Genomic DNA, 21826 nt, shown 5'->3' on the forward strand with positions numbered 1-21826 from the left:
GTCGGGCATGAGTGATAAAGCAATCTTGAGTTGCCGCAACCTGGGCAAGTCCTACGAGGAAGGCCCGGAGTCGGTGGTGGTGCTGAACGGTTTGCAGCTGGAACTGCACCCCGGCGAACGCGTGGCGATCGTGGGCACTTCGGGGTCGGGCAAGAGTACCTTGCTCAACCTGCTGGGCGGTCTCGACACGCCAACCGAGGGCAGCGTCTGGCTGGCCGGCGAAGAACTGTCGGCGCTGAACGAAAAGAAACGTGGCCTGCTGCGCAACCGCTCCCTGGGTTTCGTCTACCAGTTCCACCACCTGCTGCCTGAGTTCACCGCCCTGGAAAACGTCTGCATGCCGCTGTTGATCGGCCGCACCGCGATCCCGGAGGCCCGCCAGCGCGCCACGGCATTGCTGGAGCGGGTAGGCCTGGGCCATCGCCTGGAGCACAAGCCGGCCGAACTGTCCGGTGGCGAGCGTCAGCGCGTGGCCATCGCCCGTGCCCTGGTGAACAACCCCGGGTTGGTGATGCTCGACGAGCCCACCGGCAACCTCGACTCCCACACGGCCCAGGGCATCCAGGACTTGATGCTGGAACTCAGCACCTCGATGCGCACGGCGTTCCTGGTGGTGACCCATGACATGAACCTGGCGCGCCAGATGGACCGCGTCCTGCACCTGCAGGAAGGTTTTCTGACGCCCATCTGATGGGTTGAAACCCGGCGCCTGAAGCGGTACCGGGTCTTTTATATTTATACGGTGCCCCAGCGAATGTTCAGACCGTTATCGATCTTTATCGGCACGCGCTATACCCGCGCCAAGCGCCGCAATCGCTTTGTTTCGTTTATCTCGATGACCTCGATGATCGGCCTCGCCCTGGGCGTGCTGGCGATGATCGTGGTGCTGTCGGTCATGAACGGCTTCCAGCGCGAAATGAGTTCGCGCATCCTCGGCATGGTGCCCCACGCCACTATCGTCGGGGTCAAGCCGATCGACGACTGGCGGCCGGTGGCAGCGGCCGCGATGAACAACCCGCAAGTGACCGCTGCCGTGCCGTTCACCGAAATGGAAGGCATGCTGTCCTACAAGGGGTCGATGCAGCCGATCCAGGTCAGTGGTATCGATCCGGCCCAGGAAGGCAAGGTGTCCATCGTCGCCCAGCACATTGTGCAGGGGCGTCTGGACGCCTTGAAGCCTGGCGAGTTCGGCGTGGTGCTGGGGGAAATCACCGCACGGCGCTTTCGCTTGAACGTCGGTGACAGGATCACCCTGATCGTGCCGGAGGTCAGCACGGCGCCGGGCGGGATCACGCCGCGCATGCAGCGGTTGAACGTGGTGGGGGTGTTCAAGGTCGGTGCCGAGCTGGACGGTTCGATGGCCCTGATCCATGTCGCCGACGCCGCGCAGATGCAGCGCTGGGAACCGAACCAGGTGCAGAGCGTGCGCCTGGCGGTGAAAGACCTGTATGCCGCGCCCAAGGTGTCGAGCGATATCGCGGCAAGCCTGGGCAGCGCCTACAAGGCCGATGACTGGACCCACACCCAGGGCAGCCTGTTCAGTGCGATGAAAATGGAAAAGACCATGATCGGCCTGTTGCTGCTGATGATCGTGGCCGTGGCGGCGTTCAACATCATCGCCACCCTGATCATGGTGGTGAACGACAAGGGCGCGGACATTGCGATCCTGCGCACCATCGGCGCCACGCCGCGGCAGATCATGGCGATCTTCATGGTGCAGGGCACGGTGATCGGCGTCGTCGGCACGCTGATCGGCGGCGTCCTCGGGGTGCTCGCGGCGCTGAACGTGAGTGCGCTGGTGGGCTGGGTGGAGCGGGTGAGCGGCCAGCACATCTTCAGTTCCGACGTGTATTTCGTCAGCAACCTGCCATCGGAGTTGCAGGGCGCCGATGTGCTGCTGATCTGCTCGGCCGGTTTCATCCTGAGCTTCCTGGCCACCCTTTACCCGGCCTGGCGCGCCGCGAAAACCGAACCGGCGAACGCGTTGCGGTATTCGTAATTCCCTTTAGAAGTTGTGTGTGGGTTCGGCCCAGGTGCGAAGCGTCGAACACACACACACACACACCTTGTGGCGAGCGAGCTTGCTCGCGCTGGGCTGCACGGCAGCCCCAAAACTGGTCGCCGAGTGTTATCTGAAGGACTGCAATCGTCTTGTCGGGGCCGCTTCGCTGCCCAGCGGGAGCAAGCTCCCTCGCCACGCGGACAGTGTTCACGGCGGGTGAGCGGCGTTACTGCCAACGCGTTGCGGTATTCGTAATTCCCTTTAGAAGTTGTGTGTGGGTTCGGCCCAGGTGCGAAGCGCCGAACACACACCCACCTTGTGGCGAGCGAGCTTGCTCGCGCTGGGCTGCACGGCAGCCCCGAGCCCCGTCGCCGAGTGTTATCTGAAAGACTGCAAGCGTCTTGTTGGGGCCGCTTCGCTGCCCAGCGGGAGCAAGCTCCCTCGCCACGCGGACAGTGTTCACGTCGGGTTGAGCGGCGTTACTGCAGACGTCGTCTTTATGGGAGCTGCTTTCCTGCAAAGAGGTCGGTCTTGCCGGTCTTCCCCTGCGGGAGTCAGTCCCCCTTCGGCAACGCCATCACAAACCGCGTCCAGCCTGGGCCTGATTCGCAACGAATCGTCCCGCCATGGGCGCGGATGATCGACTGGGTAATCGCCAGTCCCAGCCCCGCATGTTCACTGCTGCCTTCACGACGCGCCGGGTCGGCGCGATAGAAACGGTCGAACAGGCGCGGCAACAAGGCTTCGGGAATGCCTTCCCCGGAGTTTTCGATGCTCAGCTGCAATCCCTTGTCGCCATCGACAATCCGTACCTCAACCGCACCCTGTGGCGGGGTAAAGCGCAGCGCGTTGTCCAGCAGGTTGGAGAGGGCGCGGCGCAGCATGCTGCGGTCGCCACTGATGGGCGCGTCACCCTGGCGGGTCAGGCGGACCTGCGCGTCTTCGGCCAGCGGCGCGTAATACTCCAGCAGCAGGTCCGCCTCATCGCCCAGTTGCAGCGGTTCACGCTTGGGCATCAATAAGCCGTGGTCGGCCTTGGCCAGGTACAGCATGTCATTGACCAGTTGCGCCATCCATTGCAGCTCTTCGAGGTTGCTGTGCAGGGCTTCGCGATAGTCTTCCAGGTCCCGGGGGCGGGTCAGGGTGACCTGGGTGTGGGTCAGCAGGTTCGACAGCGGCGTGCGTAGCTCATGGGCAATGTCGGCGGAAAACGCCGACAGCCGCTGGAACGAGTCCTCGAGCCTGCCGAGCATGGCGTTGAATGTGTGGGCCAGTTCCGCGAGCTCGGCGGGCATCTGGTCTTCAGGCAGGCGCTGGGTCAGGGAGCTGGCGGAGACGCCGGCGGCGACTTCACTCATGCGTCGCAACGGTCGCAGCCCGCTGCGCGCGGCCCAGGCGCCGAGCAGTGCAGTGGCTAGCGCGCAGAGGCTCACCGTCAGCCAGATCAAGTGCTGCATGCGTTGCAGGAAGTGCTGATGGTGGGTGATGTCGAGTAGCAGCGTCAGTTGTGCGGAGTCGGCTCGTTCCGGCTGCAGCGGCGCGCTGTAGACCCGGTAGGCCGTGCCCGCGCTTTGCACGGTATGGAGGCCGGGCAGGGCAGGCAGGTCGGTGGGCAGGTTCGGGCTGCTGTCGAACCATAGGCCGCCATCGGCGCCACGCACGCGCAACGCCAGGTCGGTCTGGTGGCTCATCTCATCCTGCAATGGTGTTTTGCGTTCGGCAAACAGTGCGGGATCGTCGGCACCCTGCAATGCGCTGCGCAGGGCGATCAGCTTGCCGTCGAGCAGTTGCTGGTCGAGTTCAATGAAATGCGCTTCGCTGGCGCGGCTGAACAGCACGCCGGCAAACAGTGAAACCACCGCGGTGCAGGCGGCAAACAGCAGGGCCAGGCGCGTGCCCAGGGACAGGCGGCGCATCAGGCCGCACGCTCTTCAAGCACATAGCCCATGCCGCGCACGGTATGAATCAACTTGTTCGGGAAGTCATCGTCGATCTTCAGGCGCAGGCGCCGGATCGCCACTTCTATCACGTTGGTGTCGCTGTCGAAATTCATGTCCCAGACCTGGGAAGCGATCAGCGATTTGGGCAGCACTTCGCCCTGGCGGCGCAGGAGCATTTCCAGCAGGGCGAACTCCTTGGCGGTCAGGTCGATACGCTGGCCGCTGCGTTCGACCCGGCGGCGAATCAGGTCCAGGCGCAAGTCGGCCAATTGCAGGCTGGTTTCCTGCGGCGTGGCACTGCCGCGCCGCAACAGGCTGCGCACCCGGGCCAGCAGTTCGGAGAAGGCAAACGGTTTGACCAGGTAATCGTCGGCGCCCAGTTCCAGTCCGTGGACCCGGTCTTCCACCGCGTCCCGCGCGGTGAGGAACAGCACCGGAATCTCCAGGCCAGCGCTGCGCACGGCTTGCAGGATCTGCCAACCGTCGCGGCCAGGCAGCATCACATCGAGTATCAGCAACGAGTAATCGCCGGTCAGGGCCAGATGCTGGCCGGTATTGCCATCGGCCACCAGTTCGGCGTTGAAGCCGGCCTCGGCCAGGCCCTGGCGCAAGTAGTGGCCGGTTTTCGGTTGGTCTTCGACGATCAGCAGTTTCATGGGCGACTCGAGTGGGATGGCACGGGTGCGTTATACCGTGGCGGGCGGTCGAACAGCCCAACCTTACAAAGTTGTAATCTGCTTGTCAGCTGGCTGGCAGCGGCGGGACACTAGAGTTTCCCACAAGCTGAACCTCATCTTGTTGGAGTGTGATCATGTTTTTGCGTAATCGACTGGTACTGGCTGGCTGCTTGCTGGTGTTGAGTTTTCCGGTATTTGCCGCGCCGGCACAGACCTACGGGTTCGGCACGCCGGCCCCGGCGGCGAAGGCCACGCGCACCGTTGAAATCGTCATGGGCGATATGTCGTTCAACCCCAAGGCCCTGCAGATCAAGGCCGGCGAGACCGTGCGTTTTGTGCTGATCAATAAAGGCCAGTTGCTGCACGAGTTCAACCTGGGTGACGTGGCCATGCATGCCCAGCATCAGGCCGAAATGCTGAAAATGCAGCAAAGCGGCATGCTCACCCCGACCGCGATGAAGACAGCGCCCATGGATCACGCCGCCATGGGCCACGGCTCGATGGCCGGCATGGACCATGGCGCGATGAAGCATGACGATCCAAACAGCGTGCTAGTAGAGCCGGGCAAGACCGCCGAGCTGACCTGGACCTTCAGCAAGGCCGGCAGCCTGGAATTTGCCTGCAATATCCCCAGCCATTATCAGGCCGGTATGGTCGGCAAACTGACAGTCAGTCAGTAAGCACTCAAAGGCGGGAGCAAAGGCTGATAGAATCGGCTGATTCTTCAGTCAGGTTTCCGCCATGCATCCCGCAGCCGAACACTCGCCGCTGGGCAAGTCCAGCGAATACATCGCCACTTACACGCCGTCCTTGCTGTTCCCGATCCCGCGCACCGCGAAATGGGCCGAGCTGGGCCTGACGGCCGACACCCTGCCGTACAAGGGCGTGGATTTCTGGAACTGCTTTGAACTGTCCTGGTTGCTGCCATCGGGCAAGCCGGTGGTGGCCATCGGCGAGTTCAGTATTCCGGCGGATTCGCCGAATATCATCGAGTCCAAGTCCTTCAAGCTGTACCTGAACTCGCTGAACCAGACACCGTTCGTCGACACCCCGACACTGCAAGCCACATTGGCGACCGACCTGTCGGCCGCCGCCGGCAAGCCGGTGGGCGTACGCATTCGTCGTCTGGACGAGGTCCAGGCCGAGGGGGTCGTGGCCTTGCCGGGCGTGTGCATCGACGACCTGGACATCAGTGTCAGCAACTACGAGCATCCGCGCCCGGAATTGCTGCGTTGCGATGCTTCGCGCATCGTTGAGGAGAGCGTGCACAGCCATCTGCTCAAATCCAACTGCCCGGTCACCAGCCAGCCGGATTGGGGCAGCGTGGCGGTGGAATACCGTGGCGCGGCACTGGATCACGCCAGTCTGTTGGCCTATCTGGTGAGCTTCCGCCAGCACTCGGATTTCCACGAGCAGTGCGTGGAGCGGATCTTCCTTGACCTGCAGCGCCTGTTGAAGCCGGAAAAACTCACGGTGTATGCGCGTTATGTGCGCCGTGGCGGGCTGGACATCAACCCGTACCGCAGTACCGAGGACGTGCAGTTGCCCAATCACCGACTGGTTCGTCAATAACGCCCTGATGTCCGTGGCGAGCGCGATCAGTGAGTGCGGTTCCATCAAGCAGAGGCGACGAACACCTGACCTGTGGCGAGCGAGCTTGCTCGCGCTGGGCTGCGTAGCAGCCCCCTGAACAGTCGCCGAAGTCTCGCTGATAGGGTGCAATCATCTGGTCAGCGCGAGCGCCTGCTCGCCACGCGGGAGCTGCGGTGTTGGCTCAGTCGCGCGCAGTGCGCTAAAAACGAAAAAGCCCCACCATCGCTGGCGGGGCTTTTTTGCATGCGTCGGGGTCAGATCCCCATGTTGCCCAGGGTCTGCACAATGTTGCGCAAGGTCGCGGCCAGCGCCGGGTGGTCGAGTTCGAAGCGTTCTACGGCCAGGTTCACGCCATCGGACAGGCTGCTGTCCTGTGTGGCGCTTTCCAGTTTGATCTGTGCTTCGATTTTCTGCATCAGTTCCAGCAGGTGGTCACGTTCTTCCTGCGTGAGCGGTGGGTTCTGCTCCAGTTGCTCGCGCAGGGTAGTCAGTTGTTCTTGCAGTTCGCGGGCAGGCATGACGTCTTTCCTTTTATCGATAGGCACTGGCATAGACCGCAAGGGTGGATCAAAGGTCTACGTCTGGCCTTTAGATTAATCCACTGGCGAGCGAAGTGCATGATATTGATCAACAATGACCGATCAGGGTTTCTCGCCCTTGCGTCGGCGCAGGCCGATGTCCGACAGGCAGGTGTCGAGTTCGCCCAGGTGATCGATGACCGAGTGCGCGCCCAGGCCGAACAGTTGCAGGGTCGCCTTGCCACGCTTGAGTTCGCGTTCCTGCTGGCTCAGGGCGTGCCATTCATTCGGTGCCAGCCCGCACAGTGAACCGCAGGACGCCAGGCCGATGGTCCAGAGTCCGGCGTTGAGGCCCGATTGCAACAGGCGCGGTTCACCGCTGACCAGTACGCAACCGTCCAGGCGATCGATATTGAGCGTCATCAGGGCTTGCCAGCAGGCATCGGGAGCGGGCCACTGGCCGACGCTCGGAGTGCGTGGGCTGGCAGTGATCCAGTCCGGCAGCGAGGCGGCCAGTGCCTGGCTTTGTCTGGGAGGCAACTCCTCGAGCCAGGCACAGGGAATGCCTTGCAGTTGCAGGGAGAGCAGCGCTTGCTCGGCGCCTGGTGTCGGCTGTGCGTGACGGGTGCAGTCGGCGCCGTCGTGTCGGGTGCGGGCACCGAAATCCACCAGGCAGCCGCTCAGGCCAAAGAGCACGGCGGTAGGGTGGGGGACGGGGAGGGGGAGTGTCTGGGTGCGGGGCATTATTACATCCCTGAAATGATCAGAGAGGTTAAGGCAGTACAGTGACAGCTGAGTGACAAAAAAGGGCGTGATTATAGGCCGATGAGTTGTAGGGGATTTCCCTGAAAGCGGGCATCCGTCTTATACTAGGCGGCTTATTGCCCGGGTTTTGCGACCCTGGCCAGTACCAACCACGGAGTTTGCGTCTATGCGCTGGAGCAATTGCCTGGCTCGAGTATGTGTGTTTGCCAGCGTTTTGCTGGTCCCGTTCGTTGCCCAGGCGGCCACGGAAGAAGACCCTTGGGAAAGCATCAACCGCCCCATCTACACCTTCAACGATGTGCTGGACACCTATGCCCTCAAGCCTTTGGCGCAGGGTTACCAGTTCATCACGCCGCAGTTCCTTGAAGACGGCATCCACAACATGTACCGCAACATCGGTGACGTCGGCAACCTGGCCAACGACATCCTGCAGGTCAAGCCACACGCCGCGGGTGTTGACACCGCGCGCCTGATGCTCAACACCACCCTGGGCCTGGCCGGCTTTTTCGATGTGGGCACCAAGATGGGCCTGCAACGCAACGACGAAGACTTCGGCCAGACCCTTGGCTACTGGGGCACGCCCAGCGGTCCTTACGTGATGCTGCCGTTCTTCGGTCCGAGCACACTGCGTGATGCGCCGTCCAAGTACATCGACGGCTATGCCCAGCCATACCGCTACATGAACGATGTTCCGGCGCGCAACATGGCGATCGGCATGGACGTGATCGACACTCGCGCCAGCCTGCTGTCGAGCGAGAAGCTGATCAGCGGCGACAAGTACGTGTTCATTCGTAATGCCTACCTGCAACACCGCGAATTCAAGGTCAAGGATGGCCAGGTTGAAGACGATTTCTGAATCGACTCCGGCATGACAGGAAGGCGGCCAGGTGGCCGCCTTCTTTGTCTGGATCGTCGTTTGATTCAGTGTGGCGTCGCCGCCGTTACCCCTGCTTGCGCCGTGCAACCTCGGTATCGGCCTTCCAGGCGCTGTTGCATCCACATCCATGCGCAGGCGGATGAAATCGCGCTTTTAACGGTAGTCACGATCGGTTTGGCCCGCGGGTATGATCCTTCCATTGTGTCGCGGATTTAACCGTTCTTATAACTCCCGGTGATTTGCGACGCAAAGACGCCTGATGACCATCGGCGCAAGCTTGAAACACCTCGCGGATGGGAGTACCGTCTGCGCCTTAGAAGGGCACCTCTGATGAACACGTGTGTAGGGCAAATGCTCGAAAGCAGTGCAACAGAGAGGCTAGAAAGCGAATCCAGTAGTGTGCGCCGGGCCAATTGCCCCGCCAGCTACGCCAACCTAATTCTGGCGCCGTTTGCCCACATGCAAAAAACCAGTGCCACGCTGCTGATAATCGATGACGACGAAGTAGTGCGCGCGAGTCTCGCGGCCTATTTGGAAGACAGTGGGTTCAGCGTCCTTCAGGCCAGTAATGGCCAGCAGGGGCTCGCGGTATTCGAGCAAAATCAACCCGACCTCGTGATCTGCGATCTGCGCATGCCGCAGATGGGCGGGCTCGAACTCATTCGTCAGGTGACCGACCTTTCGCCGCAAACCCCGGTGATCGTGGTGTCCGGTGCTGGCGTGATGAACGACGCGGTCGAAGCCTTGCGCCTGGGCGCGGCGGATTACCTGATCAAGCCGCTGGAAGACCTGGCCGTGCTTGAGCACTCGGTACGCCGGGCGCTGGACCGCGCGCGCCTGCTGGTGGAAAACCAGCGCTATCGCACCAAGCTCGAAACCGCCAATCGCGAGCTCGAAGCCAGCCTGAACCTGTTGCAGGAAGACCAGAACGCCGGGCGTCAGGTGCAGATGAACATGCTGCCGGTCAGCCCCTGGGCGATCGACGAGTTCAAGTTTGCCCATCAGATCATTCCGTCGCTGTACCTGTCGGGCGATTTTGTCGACTACTTCAGGGTCGACGAGCGTCGGGTAGCCTTCTACCTGGCGGACGTTTCAGGGCACGGCGCGTCCTCGGCATTCGTCACGGTGCTGCTGAAATTCATGACCACGCGCTTGCTGTTTGAGTCCAAGCGTAATGGCACCTTGCCTGAATTCACCCCTTCAGAAGTCCTCGGCCATATCAACCGGGGCCTGATCAGCTGTAAGCTGGGCAAACATGTCACGATGGTCGGTGGCGTCATCGACGAGGAGACCGGTTTGTTGACCTATAGCATCGGCGGGCACCTGCCGTTGCCAGTGTTGTACACGCCAGACAGCGTGGGTTATCTCGAGGGTCGCGGTCTGCCGGTGGGCTTGTTCAACGAAGCCACCTACGAAGACCACGTCATCAAGTTGCCGCCGGTGTTCAGCTTGACGCTGATGTCCGACGGTATTCTGGACCTTTTGCCAGAACCCACACTCAAAGAAAAAGAAGCCGCCTTGCCGCAACGGGTAAGATCGGCGGGCGGCAGCCTGGACGGTCTGCGGCAGGTTTTTGGATTGGCCACGCTAGGGGAGATGCCGGATGATATCGCCCTGTTGGTGTTGAGCAGGAATCTTCAATGAGTACTGGTAGAATCCAGTTCGCCGAGCAGGACGGCACCTTCGTCCTGAAGTTCGTCGGTGAAGTTCGCCTGACCCTGTGTTCGGCGTTGGATGCGACTATAGAGCGGATCTTCACCGCGTTGAACTTCAACGCGATCGTGATCGACCTGACCGAAACCCGCAGCATCGACAGCACTACGCTGGGCCTGCTGGCCAAGCTGTCGATCATGTCGCGGCAAAAGGTCGGCCTGCTGCCGACGGTCGTCACCACCCACGAAGACATCACCCGTCTGTTGGAGTCCATGGGCTTCGAGCAGGTGTTCAACATCGTTGACCGCCCAGTGCCATGCCCGGAGTGCCTGACCGACCTGCCAGACCAGGACCAGTCCGAAGAAGTGGTGCGGATCAAGGTGCTCGAGGCACACAAGATCCTCATGGGCCTGAACGACTCCAACCGCGAAGCATTCCACGACCTGGTGAACGCCCTGGAGCGTCATTGACCAGGCGCAGGACTTTGGTACCTGTGGCGAGGGAGCTTGCTCCCGCTGGGCTGCGCAGCAGACCTGAAAAATCAGCCTACAAAAAAGGGCGAACCTGTGAGGGTTCGCCCTTTTTGCACTGGCTAGGCCTGAATCACAACTTGGCCTGCAACAGCGCCTCCAGCTTCTCCTGGTCCCGCGCGAACTGGCGAATGCCTTCGGCCAGCTTCTCGGTGGCCATGGCATCTTCGTTCGACGCCCAGCGGAACTGCGCTTCGGTCAGGCTCTGGCGCGCTTCACCGGCATGGCCTGGCGCCAACTTGCGTTCCAGCTTGCCGGTGTCGGCCGCCAGCTTCTCGATCAGGTCCGGGCTGATGGTCAGGCGATCACAGCCGGCCAGTTGCTCGATCTGATTGAGGTTGCGGAAGCTCGCGCCCATGACCACGGTCTTGTAGTCATTGGCCTTGTAGTAGTTGTAGATGCGCGTCACCGACTGCACGCCCGGATCGTCGGTGCCGGTGTAGTCGTTGCCGTTGGCCTTCTTGTACCAGTCGTAGATGCGCCCCACGAACGGCGAAATCAGGAACACACCGGCCTCGGCACAGGCAACCGCCTGGGCGAAAGAGAACAGCAGGGTCAGGTTGGTCTGGATGCCTTCCTTCTCCAGTTGCTCGGCGGCGCGGATGCCTTCCCAGGTGGAGGCGATCTTGATCAGCACGCGGTCGCGGCCAATGCCGGCCTTGTCGTACAGCTCGATCAGGCGGTGCGCGCGTTTGAGCATCGCGTCGGTGTCGAACGACAGGCGCGCATCCACTTCGGTGGAAACACGCCCCGGAATCACTTTCAGGATCTCTTGGCCCACCGCGACCGCAAAACGGTCGCTGGCCAGGCCAACATCGCCCTTGCAGTCATGGACGCAGGCGTTCAGCAGCTCGGCATAAGCAGGAATGGCGGCCGCCTTGAGCAGCAGGGACGGGTTGGTGGTGGCATCCACCGGTTTAACGCGGGCGATAGCCTCGAAGTCGCCGGTATCGGCCACGACGGTGGTGATTTGTTTGAGTTGTTCCAGCTTGGAAGTCATGAGCGTGCTCTATCCTGTGGGTCTGTTGACATTACCCGAGCGCTGGCAGCCACTCAAGGGTACGAATGCGTAACAACGGCCTGGGCGGCAACTACCTGGAAACAGGTGTTTGAAAGGCCTGGCGCTATCCGTTAACTACGATGTCGAAACAGGCCACAGGTTCAATACAAACGACGGTCAGCGTCCCTCGAGCAGCGCCGCCGCCTGATCCAGCAACGCCAGCGGCTCCTTGGCCCTGTGGATGTCCACCGACAGCAGCTGGCGAAACTTGCGTGCCCCCGGAAACCCGGTGCCCAGGCCAAGCACATGCCGGGTGATATGGTGCATCGCACCACCCGCGTCCAGGTGCGCAGCGATATACGGTCGCAACTGCGCCAATGCCTCGGCGCGGCTAATCACCGGTGCGGTGCTACCGAACAGCTGCTGGTCCACCTCGGCCATCACATAAGGGTTGTGATACGCCTCACGGCCCAGCATCACCCCGTCAAAGGTCTGCAAATGCTCGCGGCAGGCCTCCAGCGTCTTGATCCCGCCGTTGAGAATGATCTCCAGCTCCGGGAAGTCGGTCTTCAACTGCGCGGCCACGTCATACCGCAGCGGCGGAATGTCCCGGTTCTCCTTCGGCGACAAGCCCTCGAGAATCGCAATCCGCGCATGCACGGTGAAACTGGTGCAGCCGGCATCCCGCACCGTACCGACGAAATCACACAGCTCGGCATAACTGTCGCGGCCATTGATCCCGATCCGATGCTTCACCGTCACCGGAATCGACACCGCATCGCGCATCGCCTTCACGCAATCGGCCACCAACTGCGGATGACCCATCAGGCACGCGCCAATCATATTGTTCTGCACCCGGTCACTCGGGCAGCCGACGTTGAGGTTCACCTCGTCATAACCGTGCTCTTGCGCCATGCGCGCACAGGCCGCCAGATCCAGCGGAACACTACCCCCCAACTGCAACGCCAACGGATGCTCGGCCTCGTCGTGACGCAGGAAGCGCTCGTGATCGCCGTTGAGCAGGGCGCCCGTGGTGACCATTTCGGTGTAGAGCAGCGCATGCCGGGAGAGCAGGCGCAGGAAGAAACGGCAGTGGCGGTCGGTCCAATCCATCATCGGCGCCACGCTGAAGCGGCGGGAGAGGGCTGGATGGGTGGTTGGAGCGAGATCTAGAGGCATTGGGGTGTCTTTGGGTTGCATTTTCAGCTGGGCACAGAAATGGAGAGTGGACTGGGCTTGGCTAGAGAAATTGGCAGGTGGAACAAAGACGAGAGTTTATCAGGATTGGAGGATACCAGGCAGCGAACAGCACAGTGCTCTGCGATAGAGGCTGCGCTGAATATTCGCCTTTCGAGACAGCTGACTTGGCGAGCACGAGACGAATGACAGGGGTAGCGCGGCGCTCAACCCATCCTGCGTACAGCTCACACTCCATACCATTGCATTATAGGGCTGTTCAGATTGGTTATATCCGCGCTCCAACATTCGGCTACCGTGATCATTAATACGGTGTGTTGAAGCGATGTTTGCCTCTGCTCCGATACACCCACAGCCCCAAGCATGAGGAAACCATGATGAGCGCCCACAAAGCTGTCGCTGTTTCTCTGGCCTTGCTCAGCGCAGCCTTCCTGGCATCTGCGGCCCAGGCCGAGGGAGCGGGTTTGATTACCGCCACCCCATCCGAACTCAAGTGGACAGCGGCACCTTCGGTGGGGCCCGGTGCGATGATTGCAGTGATTGAAGGTGACCTGAAAGCCGCCGAGCCTTTCACCCTTCGCTTGAAGCTGCCGGCAAATACGAAAATCGGCGTGCATACCCATCCCGTGACCGAGCGCGTAACCGTTATCTCGGGCACCTTCTACTTCGCCACCGGAGACAAGTTCGATCCGGCACGGGCCAAAGCCTATCACCCGGGTGACACCCTGATCATTCCCGTCGGCATGTCGATGTATGGCGCCAGTCGAGAACAGGAAACCGTACTCCAGCTCCACGGCACGGGGCCTTGGGGGATCACCTACCTCAACCCGGCGGACGACCCCAGGAACAGCAAGATGTAGCGAGCGCTCTCGCTTGAATGGGTAGCCGGTTAGCTGGAATTTCGGGACAAGGTCAGGCTGCGACAACTCGCCCGGCGTGCTGCCGCAGTCCTCAGTCGCCTGTGGAAAGCCCATGCTTGTGTGCGTAGGCGTACAGATCTATGCGGTTCGTCAGGCCCAGCTTGCTGTAGATCGATGTCAAATGGTTGCGCAGGGTGTGCTCGCTGATGTGCAGCCTCTCGGCCACCAACTTGCCAGGGGCTGAGGGGGCGCTGGCCAGCGATGCAATGGTCTGGTGCTCGCGGCGCGTTAGCTTGGCGATTTTTTGCTGCTCCGGGTCTTTATCGCGCTCGGCTTTGTTGCGGGCCAGCTCAAGAAAGATACGGCTGGTCGCATTGCGGTCAATCCAGAGTTCGCCGTCATGCACTTTTTCTATGGCTTTGAGCAATGTGGAGGCGGATGCCGACTCCCGTTTATCCACCACGCCACGTGCGCCCGCCAGCACCGCACGGTCATGCAGCGCCACGTCGCTCGACCCTGTCACTACCAGAATCTTGGCTTTGGTCTGGCTGTGCAAGTCGGCCAGTGACTCGATACAGTCCTCGCCGTCCAGGTCCAGCACCACCACATCTGCCGTGTATTGGTGCAGCGAAAGCAGGTATTGCGCCACCGACGTCGCCGAACCCACCAGCGCCAACTTCGGTTGAGCGCTTTCCACCAGACGCTCAAGGCCCCAGGCCACGAGCGGCAAAGCGACTAACTGGACTTGAATTGGCATGCGGGCTGCTGCCTCTTTAGGCGGGTTGTGTTAGCTGCTCATGATAGCAATCGTTGCAGCCTGTCGCTTTTTTCTATAGCGCTTCAGGCATCCCCTCCCATGACATTTGTCCCGTAAAACACTGTTTTCATGGGGGATTGACTCCCAGAAAAAAGGGATAGCGCGCTCATGTAAAAAACAGCGGCCGTTTTTAGACTGCAGCCATGAAAGACGCATACCGAACTGAGCCCCGTGAACAAGTCACCCTGTCGCTGCAACTGACCGGCGGGAGCCAAGGTGTCACCCGTGACATCAGCGCCTCCGGTTTGTATTTCGAAACCGATAGCGAGCAGCAGGTGGGTAGCTTGATTGACTTCGAGATCGAACTCGACACCCCCGGCGGCCCCATGAAGTTCAAGGCGCAAGGACAAATCGTGCGCATTGAGCCACAGGGCGGCAGGACCGGGGCGGGCGTGAAGCTGCTGGCCAGCCGGCTGGTGCCGGTGGAGTGAGCTGTTCGTGGGTTGAGGAAGAATCGGCTTGTGGCTGTTGGCGGCCACAGCGGTTTTTTACTCGGAGTGACATTCTTGGGAGAAAGACATGGCTAGCACCACTACTACCAGCGGCGGAACCGTTACCTCGTTTTCCAACACGCCCCAGGCGAAGGATGACATCTTCACCACCACTGAAGAATTGTTGGGGGTCGTGTATTGGGACGTCATGTCTAATGACCTCGGCGGCAACGCGAAGACACTCTGGTCACTCGACAACGCGGAAAGTCTTTCTACTGCCACCAAGTCTTATGCTCCGGCCGACCTCCTGACCCAGGATACGGTGAGGGCTGAGGCGACGAGTTCTGACACCAGTTTGAATGGTGCAAAGATCTGGATCACCTCGGACGGGAAGGTCGGCTACGACGCCGCTACTTTGTCGTGTGCTTTCAAGGTACAACTCCAGGCGCTTGCTGCTGGTGAGCTCCTGACGGACAGCTTTACCTATGCGATTCGTCTCGGCAACGGAACGCTCGGTTGGGCCACCGCGACGGTGCAGTTTTCGGGCGTGAATGATGGTGTGACGATGAGCATCGGCGCGCAGGCCGGCATGGTGACCGAAGACGCCGTTACCACTGCGAGCACGACCGACTCGCTGACGGCCAGCGGCACGATTGCCTTTAACGACGTCGACCTGAGCGACACGCACACGGCGACGTTCGCGCCGGCGGGGGACAACATTTCTTATCTTGGTACGTTCGCGCTCTCGCCGGTAAGCGAAGCCGCGAACGAGGCCAACGGTTCGGTGCAATGGACGTACAACCTGAGCAATGCGGCGGCGCAGTACTTGGCCCAGGGACAGACAGTTACCGAAACTTACCGGGTCACCATCAGCGATAGTCATGGTTTGTCGGTAACGCAGAATGTGATCATCTCCATCACCGGCACCAATGACGCGCCGACGGTGACGGCGGCAGAGGTCGAAAGCGGTGCGGTGGCCGAAGACGGCACCACGGTGGCCGGCGGCAGCTTCGCCTTCGGCGACGTGGACCTGGCCGATGACGCGCATGTGGCCAGCGTGAGCGCGCCGGCCGGTACGCTGGGTACGCTGGTGGCCAATGTGAGCGTCGAGAGCACAGGCGGCGCTGTGGGCAGCGTGGGCTGGACCTATACGCTGAACAATAGCGCGGCGCAGTACCTGTCCGAGGGCCAGACCAAGACCGAAGTGTTCACGGTGACGCTGACCGACGACTTCGGGGCGACGGTAACCAAGGACGTGACGATCACCCTCACCGGCACCAACGACCAGCCGACGCTGACCATCGCCGACACGACCGGTGCGATGAACGAAGGCAATGCTACGGCCACGCTGAGCGACAGCGGTGCGCTGAGCTTCGCCGATCTGGACAGCAATGACGTAGTGACGGTCAGCCAGACCTCCAACAATGACATCGCCTGGAGCGGCGGTACCCTCGATGAGGCGCAGGCCGCCGTGCTGGTGGCGGGCTTCTCGGTCGACCAGGACAGCTGGAACTACAGCAGCAGCCAGAACCTGGACTTCCTGCGCGCCGGCGAAACCATCAGCTTCTCCTACGCCGTGATGGCCAGCGACGACAGCGGGGCGGGCAACGCGGTCTCGGCGACGCAGACGGTGACGATCACCCTCACTGGCAGCAACGACCAGCCGACACTGACCATCACTGACACGATCGGTGCGATGAACGAAGGCAACGCCATGGCCACGCTGAGCGACAGCGGTGCGCTGAGCTTCTCGGACCTGGACAGCAATGACGTAGTAACGGTCAGCCAGACCTCCAACGACGACATCGCCTGGAGCGGCGGTACCCTCGACGCGGCGCAGGCCGCCGCGCTGGTGGCGGGCTTCTCGGTCGATCAGGACAGCTGGAACTACAGCAGCAGCCAGAACCTGGACTTCCTGCGGGCCGGTGAAACCATCAGTTTCTCCTACGCCGTGGTGGCCAGCGACAACAGCGGCGCGGGCAACGCGGCCTCGGCAGCGCAGACGGTGACGATCACCCTGACCGGGACCAACGACCAGCCAACACTGACCATCGCCGACACGATCGGTGCGATGAACGAAGGCAACGCTACGGCCACGCTGAGCGACAGCGGGGTGCTGAGCTTCGCCGACCTGGACAGCCATGACGTAGTGACGGTCAGCCAGACCTTCAACCACGACCTCACCTGGAACGGCGGTACCCTCGACGCGGCGCAGGCCACGGCGTTGGTGGCCGGCTTCTCGGTCGATCAGGACAGCTGGAACTACAGCAGCAGCCAGGACCTGGACTTCCTGCGTGCCGGTGAAACCATCAGTTTCTCCTACGCCGTGGTGGCCAGCGACAACAGCGGCGCGGGCAACGCGGTCTCGGCGATGCAGACCGTCACCATCACCCTGACCGGCACCAACGACCAGCCGACGCTGACCATCACCGACACGATCGGTGCAATGAACGAAGGCAATGCTACGGCCACGCTGAGCGACAGCGGTGCGCTGAGCTTCGCCGACTTGGACAGCCATGACGTAGTGACGGTCAGCCAGACCTTCAACCACGACATCGCCTGGAGCGGCGGAACCCTCGGTGCGGTACAGGCCGCGGCGCTGGTGGCGGGTTTCTCGGTTGATCAGGACAGCTGGAACTACAGCAGCAGTCAGAACCTGGACTTCCTGCGCGCCGGTGAAACCATCAGTTTCTCCTACGCCGTGGTGGCCAGCGATGACAGCGGCGCGGGCAACGCGGCCTCGGCGACGCAGACGGTGGCGATCACCATTACCGGCAGCAACGACGCGCCAGTGCTCAGTTTCGCGGTGGGCAATGATGCGGGCGCGGTGCAGGAAGACACCAAGCTCACCGTGAATGGTCAGTTCAGCTCGGCCGACATCGATCACGACGCCACGGCGACATGGAGCATTGCGGGTACGGATACGGGCACCTACGGCTCGATCGCAGTGGACAACACCGGCAAGTGGAGCTACACGCTGGCCAATGGCACCAATGGCGTCGCCAGTGCGGTGCAGTCGCTGAAGGCTGGAGAGAGTCACGATGAAGTGTTCAGCGTGCAGGTCAGCGATGGCCTGGGCGGCGTAGACACCCAGCTGGTGACCGTCACCGTCACCGGTACCAATGATGGTCCGGATATCCATCTGGTCACGAGCGACAGTGCGAGCGCGACGCTGACGGAGACTAATGCAGGGCTCACCGCTAGCGGTACGCTGAGCGTCAATGATGTCGATCTCTCGGATTCGATCAGCACCTCAATCACAGGAGTGGTTGCAACAGGCACTACTGCAGGGCTTGGCCTGACGAACGCACAACTGCTGAGCATGCTGAGTGCAACACCTGCTTCCGGCCTGGCGGCTGACAGTGGCGACGCGCACAACCTGATCTGGAGCTTCGATTCCGGCATACAGGCGTTCGACTATCTCACTGTCGGCCAGTCCCTGGTGCTGACTTACACGATGCAAAGCGCAGACAACAATGCTGCGTCTGACACACAGACAGTGACAGTGACTATCAACGGCACGAACGACGACACGACGGTGCCGACGGTAACGGGCGCCAGCTATGGCACTAACGATGGCACGCTCAAGGCAGCTGAGACGGTGACACTGAACCTGACTTTCAGCGAGGTCGTACTGGTCACGGGTTCGCCGACGCTCAACCTGAACACCGGCGGGACGGCAAGCTACACGAGCGGCTCGGGCACTAATACGCTGACGTTCACTTACACGGTAGGGGCCGGTCAAAATACAGCCGACCTTACCCTGGCTGCGTCCGCATTCACTCTTGGTGGTGCGACGATCAAAGATGCGGCGGGGAACAATGCCATTCTTACAGGAGCCAATGGCGTCAATCCAACCGGCACATTGATAGTCGATACTGTTGCACCCGTCGGGGCGGGTGGGGGAGGGAACGGATACTACGTTTCAGGTAGCAATGTTTTCACAATAGGTGTGACTGACACTTCAGGTTCAGGCGTGGTGTCAGTGACCGTTCATGATAACCATCTCACTTCTCCTGTCGCAGACTTCTCTTTAGTGCTGGCTAATGGAACTGCAACCAATGGAAATTGGGCGATAGATGGCGATACCAGCCCCGCTTTAGGAACCTCAGACACTATAGATGGACACACTGTCACAGTGACCATGACTGACCTGGCGGGTAACACAAGCACGAGATCAGGAGCTGCTCCGGCGGGTATCGCTGGAGAGGCTATCAACCTTGCACTGACTGATCCGGCGGTGGGCGCGAGCGACTCTATCGAGGTGACGATAACAGGGATGCCGTCAGGCTGGACACTGAACGCAGGAACCAACAACGGCGACGGTAGCTGGACAGTGCATACCGACGATCCCGGCTCACTGACGGTGACAACTCCAACTGACTTCGCCGGTGCGCTGGTGCTTGGCGTCAGCATGACCTGGACCAACGCCGATGGCAGCATTGGCAATACCTTCGTTTCCGACAACGTCGAAGCCTACGCGCCCGGCTCACCGATCTTCGCCTTGTCCACCGACGACAACCTGACCGGCTCCAGCGGCGCCGACCTGTTCGTGTTTGCCCAGCCGATCGGCAACAACGTCATTCACAACTTCGATGCGGTGTCGGACAAGATCGACTTGATCGGCTTCACGGGCGTCAACGATTTTGCGGATGTGAGTATCGCCAACGACGCGAGCGGCAATGCCGTGCTCAGCATCGGCGCCGACCAGACGATCACTGTCAAAGGCGTGGATGCGGCGGCGTTGAGCGGGGCCAACTTACTGTTCGATGTGGACCCAGTCACGACTAATGCGGGCACCATCACCATTGCCGACGGCGCGATCATGCCGTTCGGTGGCAGTATCGACAACAGTGGCACCATCACGCTCGGCTCCACCGGCAGCGGGACCCATCTTGAGATTCTGTTCCGTGGCGCGACGTTGACCGGTGGCGGGCAAGTGGTTCTGTCCGACAGCGCGCAGAACGTGATCTTTGGTGGCAGCGCGGACACGGTGCTCACCAATGCCGACAACACCATCTCGGGTGCCGGCCAGTTGGGCGCGGGGCAGATGATGCTGGTCAACGCAGGCCTGATCCTTGCCAGCGGCGTCAATGCGCTGGTGATCGATACCGGTAGCAACGCCGTCACCAACACGGGCGTGCTGGAAGCCAGCGGCAGCGGCGGATTGGTGATTGAAAGTGCGCTGGTCAACAGCGGTAGCCTGTGGGCGAACGATGGCAATATCATCATCCATGCAGATGCCAGCGGCGCGGGAAGCGCGACTATCAGCGGTTCGGCGATGCTCGAATTCGGCGCTGCCTCCGATCAGAACGTGACGTTCGACAGCGGCGCGGCAGGCACGCTCAAGCTCGATGTGTCGGCGGCGTTCAGTGGCAGCGTCAGCGGTTTTACCGTGGGCGACAAGCTGGACTTCGGCGATATTGCGTTCGGCGTCAATACGCAGATCACCTATGCCGCGAATGACACAGGCACCGGCGGCATGCTGATCGTGAGCGACGGCGCGCATGTAGCGCAGGTCGCGCTGAGTGACCAATACGCGGCGGCGGGCTTGCAGGCGAACGCCGAGGGCAGCGGCAGTGAGCTGGCCTACGATGCAGCGGCGGCAAACCACACGATGCTGGGCGGCCTGGCCAACGACATTCTGGTCGGCGGCGCGGGTGACGATCTGTTCTTCGGCGGGCTGGGCAACGACACGCTCAACGGCGGCCTCGGCAACGATACCTTCGTGTTTGCTGCCGCGGGCTTCGGCAACGACTCGATCCGGGGCTTCGACGCCAATCCGGCCGGAGGGCAGGACTTGCTCAATATCGCGGGGCTGGGGATCAGCAGCGAGACGTTCGCTGCCAACGTGAGCATTGCGACTGAGGGGGCGGACACGGTGATTGGGATCGGAGTGGAGTCTATTCGCCTTGTCGGTGTTAGCAGTGAAGGTATCGATCAGGCGGACTTTATCCTGACGGTATGATGCTTTTGCTGCTGGCCGTACGTTGCTACGCGGTTGCAGACCCGTCGCGGATAAAACCGCGATGGGGTCTGTACGAGGTGTTTTTCTCGTCATTCCACCGGGAACGAGGGGGAGCGCCTTTGGAGGCCATGCAGTCTCCTTTCTCGGGTACTGCACGAGCAGGGTGAGTGCGGGGTGATGCTCAATGCCTGTCTGCAGGAAAGACTCAGCTATGTAATAGAGGGGGAGGCGGGGCAAACGTTTATCAGGAATGAGGCACAAGGGTGTGCAGGTTCGTGCCAGGCCGGTCTTGAGCGCTTGGGTCAGACGGTTAAGGGGGGGCTTCTTGGTCGAATGTGATGAGTAATGGTCGGTAGGCAGTTCCCGTTAAGCAGGTGCCAACCGTTACAGATACAGCGGTGCATCCATCCGATCATGCAAGATACGAATGATCGCAATCCCGTAAACTGTGATCCGGAAGTAAATCATATGCCGCTCAACACTGCGGCGGCGATAACCGGAGCGGATCTGGTCGCAGGCCGATGCTGTTTTGGGCCGTTGCGCTAACTCCGTAAAAGCGGCCGTCATGATGTCGATGTAACGGTTAGCCTGAGCTACATCCCACTGCTGGACAGTGTAAACCCAGATCCCCTCAAGATCCCGCTCGGCAGCAGGCGTTAGACGATATTCAGCCATGCGCGGTCAGCATCCGCCGCTTGAATGCTTCGGAGTCGAATTGACGGGGTTTGCCACTGGATTCCCCCTCTCTCAGTGCTGCGCGAATAGCCTCAACCTCGGCGCTTCGCTCTTGTTCGCGCCGGATCAGGTCGCGGATGTATTCGCTGTCATTGGTGTAATGACCCGCTTCGATCTGAGCCTTGATCCAGCTGTCCTGTTGGTCGGTCACAGTGATGGTTTTTCGCACGGTTGCCATGATTGAGCCTCCTGGGCAGTAATCAATGGTGTGAAATTATCATACTATTGGTGCGGAATCGAGAATGCGTGGGCGCTTGTTTCTT

Annotated in this window: 19 protein-coding genes; 10 read left to right on the top strand and 9 right to left on the bottom strand. The window is 61.1% G+C overall.

Annotation, left to right across the window (positions count from 1 at the left end):
• Positions 1–7 precede the first annotated feature (7 nt).
• Positions 8–691 carry a lipoprotein-releasing ABC transporter ATP-binding protein LolD gene (lolD, locus tag CKW25_RS21415; RefSeq protein ID WP_172736598.1) on the top strand — a complete coding sequence of 228 codons (684 nt, stop codon included), beginning with the start codon at positions 8–10 and terminating at the stop codon, positions 689–691.
• Between the two features lie 63 nt (positions 692–754).
• Positions 755–1999 carry a lipoprotein-releasing ABC transporter permease subunit gene (locus tag CKW25_RS21420; protein WP_095082294.1) on the top strand — a complete coding sequence of 415 codons (1245 nt, stop codon included), beginning with the start codon at positions 755–757 and terminating at the stop codon, positions 1997–1999.
• A gap of 557 nt (positions 2000–2556) precedes the next feature.
• Here the strand turns inward: CKW25_RS21420 and CKW25_RS21425 are convergent.
• Both CKW25_RS21425 and CKW25_RS21430 read right to left on the bottom strand, forming a co-directional pair.
• Complete coding sequence (locus CKW25_RS21425) at positions 2557–3918, bottom strand: heavy metal sensor histidine kinase (protein ID WP_095082296.1); 1362 nt, start codon at positions 3916–3918, stop codon at positions 2557–2559.
• Positions 3918–4598 carry a heavy metal response regulator transcription factor gene (locus CKW25_RS21430; RefSeq protein ID WP_095082297.1) on the bottom strand — a complete coding sequence of 227 codons (681 nt, stop codon included), beginning with the start codon at positions 4596–4598 and terminating at the stop codon, positions 3918–3920. The genes CKW25_RS21425 and CKW25_RS21430 overlap by 1 nt, the downstream gene beginning before the upstream one ends.
• Positions 4599–4753: 155 nt before the next feature.
• On the opposite strand from CKW25_RS21430, the gene CKW25_RS21435 reads away from it, so the two are divergent.
• Together CKW25_RS21435 and queF are read left to right on the top strand one after the other, a co-directional pair.
• On the top strand, positions 4754–5299 hold the full coding sequence (locus CKW25_RS21435; protein WP_095082298.1) for a plastocyanin/azurin family copper-binding protein: 546 nt from the start codon (positions 4754–4756) through the stop codon (positions 5297–5299).
• Positions 5300–5360: 61 nt separating this feature from the next.
• Complete coding sequence (gene queF, locus CKW25_RS21440) at positions 5361–6191, top strand: NADPH-dependent 7-cyano-7-deazaguanine reductase QueF (RefSeq protein WP_095082300.1); 831 nt, start codon at positions 5361–5363, stop codon at positions 6189–6191.
• A gap of 275 nt (positions 6192–6466) precedes the next feature.
• On the opposite strand, the gene CKW25_RS21445 is transcribed toward queF, so the two are convergent.
• Complete coding sequence (locus CKW25_RS21445) at positions 6467–6730, bottom strand: DUF4404 family protein (RefSeq protein WP_095082301.1); 264 nt, start codon at positions 6728–6730, stop codon at positions 6467–6469.
• Positions 6731–6853: 123 nt separating this feature from the next.
• Positions 6854–7474: a phosphatase gene (locus CKW25_RS21450; protein WP_095082302.1), complete on the bottom strand. Its 621-nt coding sequence runs from the start codon at positions 7472–7474 to the stop codon at positions 6854–6856.
• 187 nt (positions 7475–7661) lie between these two features.
• On the opposite strand from CKW25_RS21450, the gene CKW25_RS21455 reads away from it, so the two are divergent.
• The 3 genes from CKW25_RS21455 (at position 7662) to rssC (ending at position 10495) form a co-directional block, all read left to right on the top strand.
• Positions 7662–8351 carry a VacJ family lipoprotein gene (locus CKW25_RS21455; protein ID WP_095082304.1) on the top strand — a complete coding sequence of 230 codons (690 nt, stop codon included), beginning with the start codon at positions 7662–7664 and terminating at the stop codon, positions 8349–8351.
• Between the two features lie 480 nt (positions 8352–8831).
• The gene (rssB, locus tag CKW25_RS21460; RefSeq protein ID WP_095082305.1) at positions 8832–10016 is read left to right on the top strand and encodes a two-component system response regulator RssB; all 1185 of its coding nucleotides are present in this window, start codon (positions 8832–8834) and stop codon (positions 10014–10016) included.
• Positions 10013–10495 carry an anti-sigma factor antagonist RssC gene (gene rssC / locus CKW25_RS21465; RefSeq protein ID WP_095082307.1) on the top strand — a complete coding sequence of 161 codons (483 nt, stop codon included), beginning with the start codon at positions 10013–10015 and terminating at the stop codon, positions 10493–10495. The genes rssB and rssC overlap by 4 nt, the downstream gene beginning before the upstream one ends.
• Positions 10496–10628: 133 nt before the next feature.
• Here rssC and tal read toward each other — a convergent pair whose 3' ends face one another.
• Positions 10629–11555, bottom strand: coding sequence for a transaldolase (tal, locus tag CKW25_RS21470; RefSeq protein WP_095082308.1), 927 nt, complete (start codon positions 11553–11555; stop codon positions 10629–10631).
• Positions 11556–11732: 177 nt separating this feature from the next.
• Complete coding sequence (dusA, locus tag CKW25_RS21475) at positions 11733–12734, bottom strand: tRNA dihydrouridine(20/20a) synthase DusA (protein ID WP_095082309.1); 1002 nt, start codon at positions 12732–12734, stop codon at positions 11733–11735.
• A 395-nt stretch (positions 12735–13129) separates the two neighbouring features.
• On the opposite strand from dusA, the gene CKW25_RS21480 reads away from it, so the two are divergent.
• Complete coding sequence (locus CKW25_RS21480) at positions 13130–13612, top strand: cupin domain-containing protein (RefSeq protein WP_095082356.1); 483 nt, start codon at positions 13130–13132, stop codon at positions 13610–13612.
• Between the two features lie 91 nt (positions 13613–13703).
• Here the strand turns inward: CKW25_RS21480 and CKW25_RS21485 are convergent, their stop codons facing one another.
• Positions 13704–14369: a DNA-binding response regulator gene (locus tag CKW25_RS21485; RefSeq protein ID WP_095082312.1), complete on the bottom strand. Its 666-nt coding sequence runs from the start codon at positions 14367–14369 to the stop codon at positions 13704–13706.
• A gap of 203 nt (positions 14370–14572) precedes the next feature.
• On the opposite strand from CKW25_RS21485, the gene CKW25_RS21490 reads away from it, so the two are divergent.
• Both CKW25_RS21490 and CKW25_RS21495 read left to right on the top strand, forming a co-directional pair.
• A complete protein-coding gene (locus CKW25_RS21490) occupies positions 14573–14860 on the top strand; it encodes a PilZ domain-containing protein (protein WP_095082314.1) in 288 nt (95 codons plus the stop codon).
• Positions 14861–14948: 88 nt separating this feature from the next.
• Positions 14949–20828, top strand: a complete 5880-nt coding sequence (locus CKW25_RS21495; protein WP_095082316.1) for a VCBS domain-containing protein — start codon at positions 14949–14951, stop codon at positions 20826–20828.
• Positions 20829–21212: 384 nt separating this feature from the next.
• On the opposite strand, the gene CKW25_RS21500 is transcribed toward CKW25_RS21495, so the two are convergent.
• Positions 21213–21503: a type II toxin-antitoxin system RelE/ParE family toxin gene (locus tag CKW25_RS21500; RefSeq protein ID WP_095082318.1), complete on the bottom strand. Its 291-nt coding sequence runs from the start codon at positions 21501–21503 to the stop codon at positions 21213–21215.
• Positions 21496–21741 (bottom strand): type II toxin-antitoxin system ParD family antitoxin, encoded by a 246-nt coding sequence (locus CKW25_RS21505; protein WP_095082320.1) that lies wholly within the window; start codon positions 21739–21741, stop codon positions 21496–21498. Before CKW25_RS21505 ends, CKW25_RS21500 begins: the two co-directional genes overlap by 8 nt.
• Positions 21742–21826 lie beyond the last annotated feature (85 nt).

The organism is Pseudomonas sp. Irchel s3h17 (assembly GCF_900187505.1).
Classification (GTDB): domain Bacteria; phylum Pseudomonadota; class Gammaproteobacteria; order Pseudomonadales; family Pseudomonadaceae; genus Aquipseudomonas.

Excerpts from the sequence above, each read along its gene's own strand:
- lolD (WP_172736598.1), top strand. The coding sequence starts at position 8 with ATGAGTGATAAAGCAATCTTGAGTTGCCGCAACCTGGGCAAGTCCTAC.
- CKW25_RS21420 (WP_095082294.1), top strand. The coding sequence starts at position 755 with ATGTTCAGACCGTTATCGATCTTTATCGGCACGCGCTATACCCGCGCC.
- CKW25_RS21425 (WP_095082296.1), bottom strand. The coding sequence starts at position 3,918 with ATGCGCCGCCTGTCCCTGGGCACGCGCCTGGCCCTGCTGTTTGCCGCC.
- CKW25_RS21430 (WP_095082297.1), bottom strand. The coding sequence starts at position 4,598 with ATGAAACTGCTGATCGTCGAAGACCAACCGAAAACCGGCCACTACTTG.
- CKW25_RS21435 (WP_095082298.1), top strand. The coding sequence starts at position 4,754 with ATGTTTTTGCGTAATCGACTGGTACTGGCTGGCTGCTTGCTGGTGTTG.
- queF (WP_095082300.1), top strand. The coding sequence starts at position 5,361 with ATGCATCCCGCAGCCGAACACTCGCCGCTGGGCAAGTCCAGCGAATAC.
- CKW25_RS21445 (WP_095082301.1), bottom strand. The coding sequence starts at position 6,730 with ATGCCTGCCCGCGAACTGCAAGAACAACTGACTACCCTGCGCGAGCAA.
- CKW25_RS21450 (WP_095082302.1), bottom strand. The coding sequence starts at position 7,474 with ATGCCCCGCACCCAGACACTCCCCCTCCCCGTCCCCCACCCTACCGCC.
- CKW25_RS21455 (WP_095082304.1), top strand. The coding sequence starts at position 7,662 with ATGCGCTGGAGCAATTGCCTGGCTCGAGTATGTGTGTTTGCCAGCGTT.
- rssB (WP_095082305.1), top strand. The coding sequence starts at position 8,832 with ATGCAAAAAACCAGTGCCACGCTGCTGATAATCGATGACGACGAAGTA.
- rssC (WP_095082307.1), top strand. The coding sequence starts at position 10,013 with ATGAGTACTGGTAGAATCCAGTTCGCCGAGCAGGACGGCACCTTCGTC.
- tal (WP_095082308.1), bottom strand. The coding sequence starts at position 11,555 with ATGACTTCCAAGCTGGAACAACTCAAACAAATCACCACCGTCGTGGCC.
- dusA (WP_095082309.1), bottom strand. The coding sequence starts at position 12,734 with ATGCCTCTAGATCTCGCTCCAACCACCCATCCAGCCCTCTCCCGCCGC.
- CKW25_RS21480 (WP_095082356.1), top strand. The coding sequence starts at position 13,130 with ATGAGCGCCCACAAAGCTGTCGCTGTTTCTCTGGCCTTGCTCAGCGCA.
- CKW25_RS21485 (WP_095082312.1), bottom strand. The coding sequence starts at position 14,369 with ATGCCAATTCAAGTCCAGTTAGTCGCTTTGCCGCTCGTGGCCTGGGGC.
- CKW25_RS21490 (WP_095082314.1), top strand. The coding sequence starts at position 14,573 with ATGAAAGACGCATACCGAACTGAGCCCCGTGAACAAGTCACCCTGTCG.
- CKW25_RS21495 (WP_095082316.1), top strand. The coding sequence starts at position 14,949 with ATGGCTAGCACCACTACTACCAGCGGCGGAACCGTTACCTCGTTTTCC.
- CKW25_RS21500 (WP_095082318.1), bottom strand. The coding sequence starts at position 21,503 with ATGGCTGAATATCGTCTAACGCCTGCTGCCGAGCGGGATCTTGAGGGG.
- CKW25_RS21505 (WP_095082320.1), bottom strand. The coding sequence starts at position 21,741 with ATGGCAACCGTGCGAAAAACCATCACTGTGACCGACCAACAGGACAGC.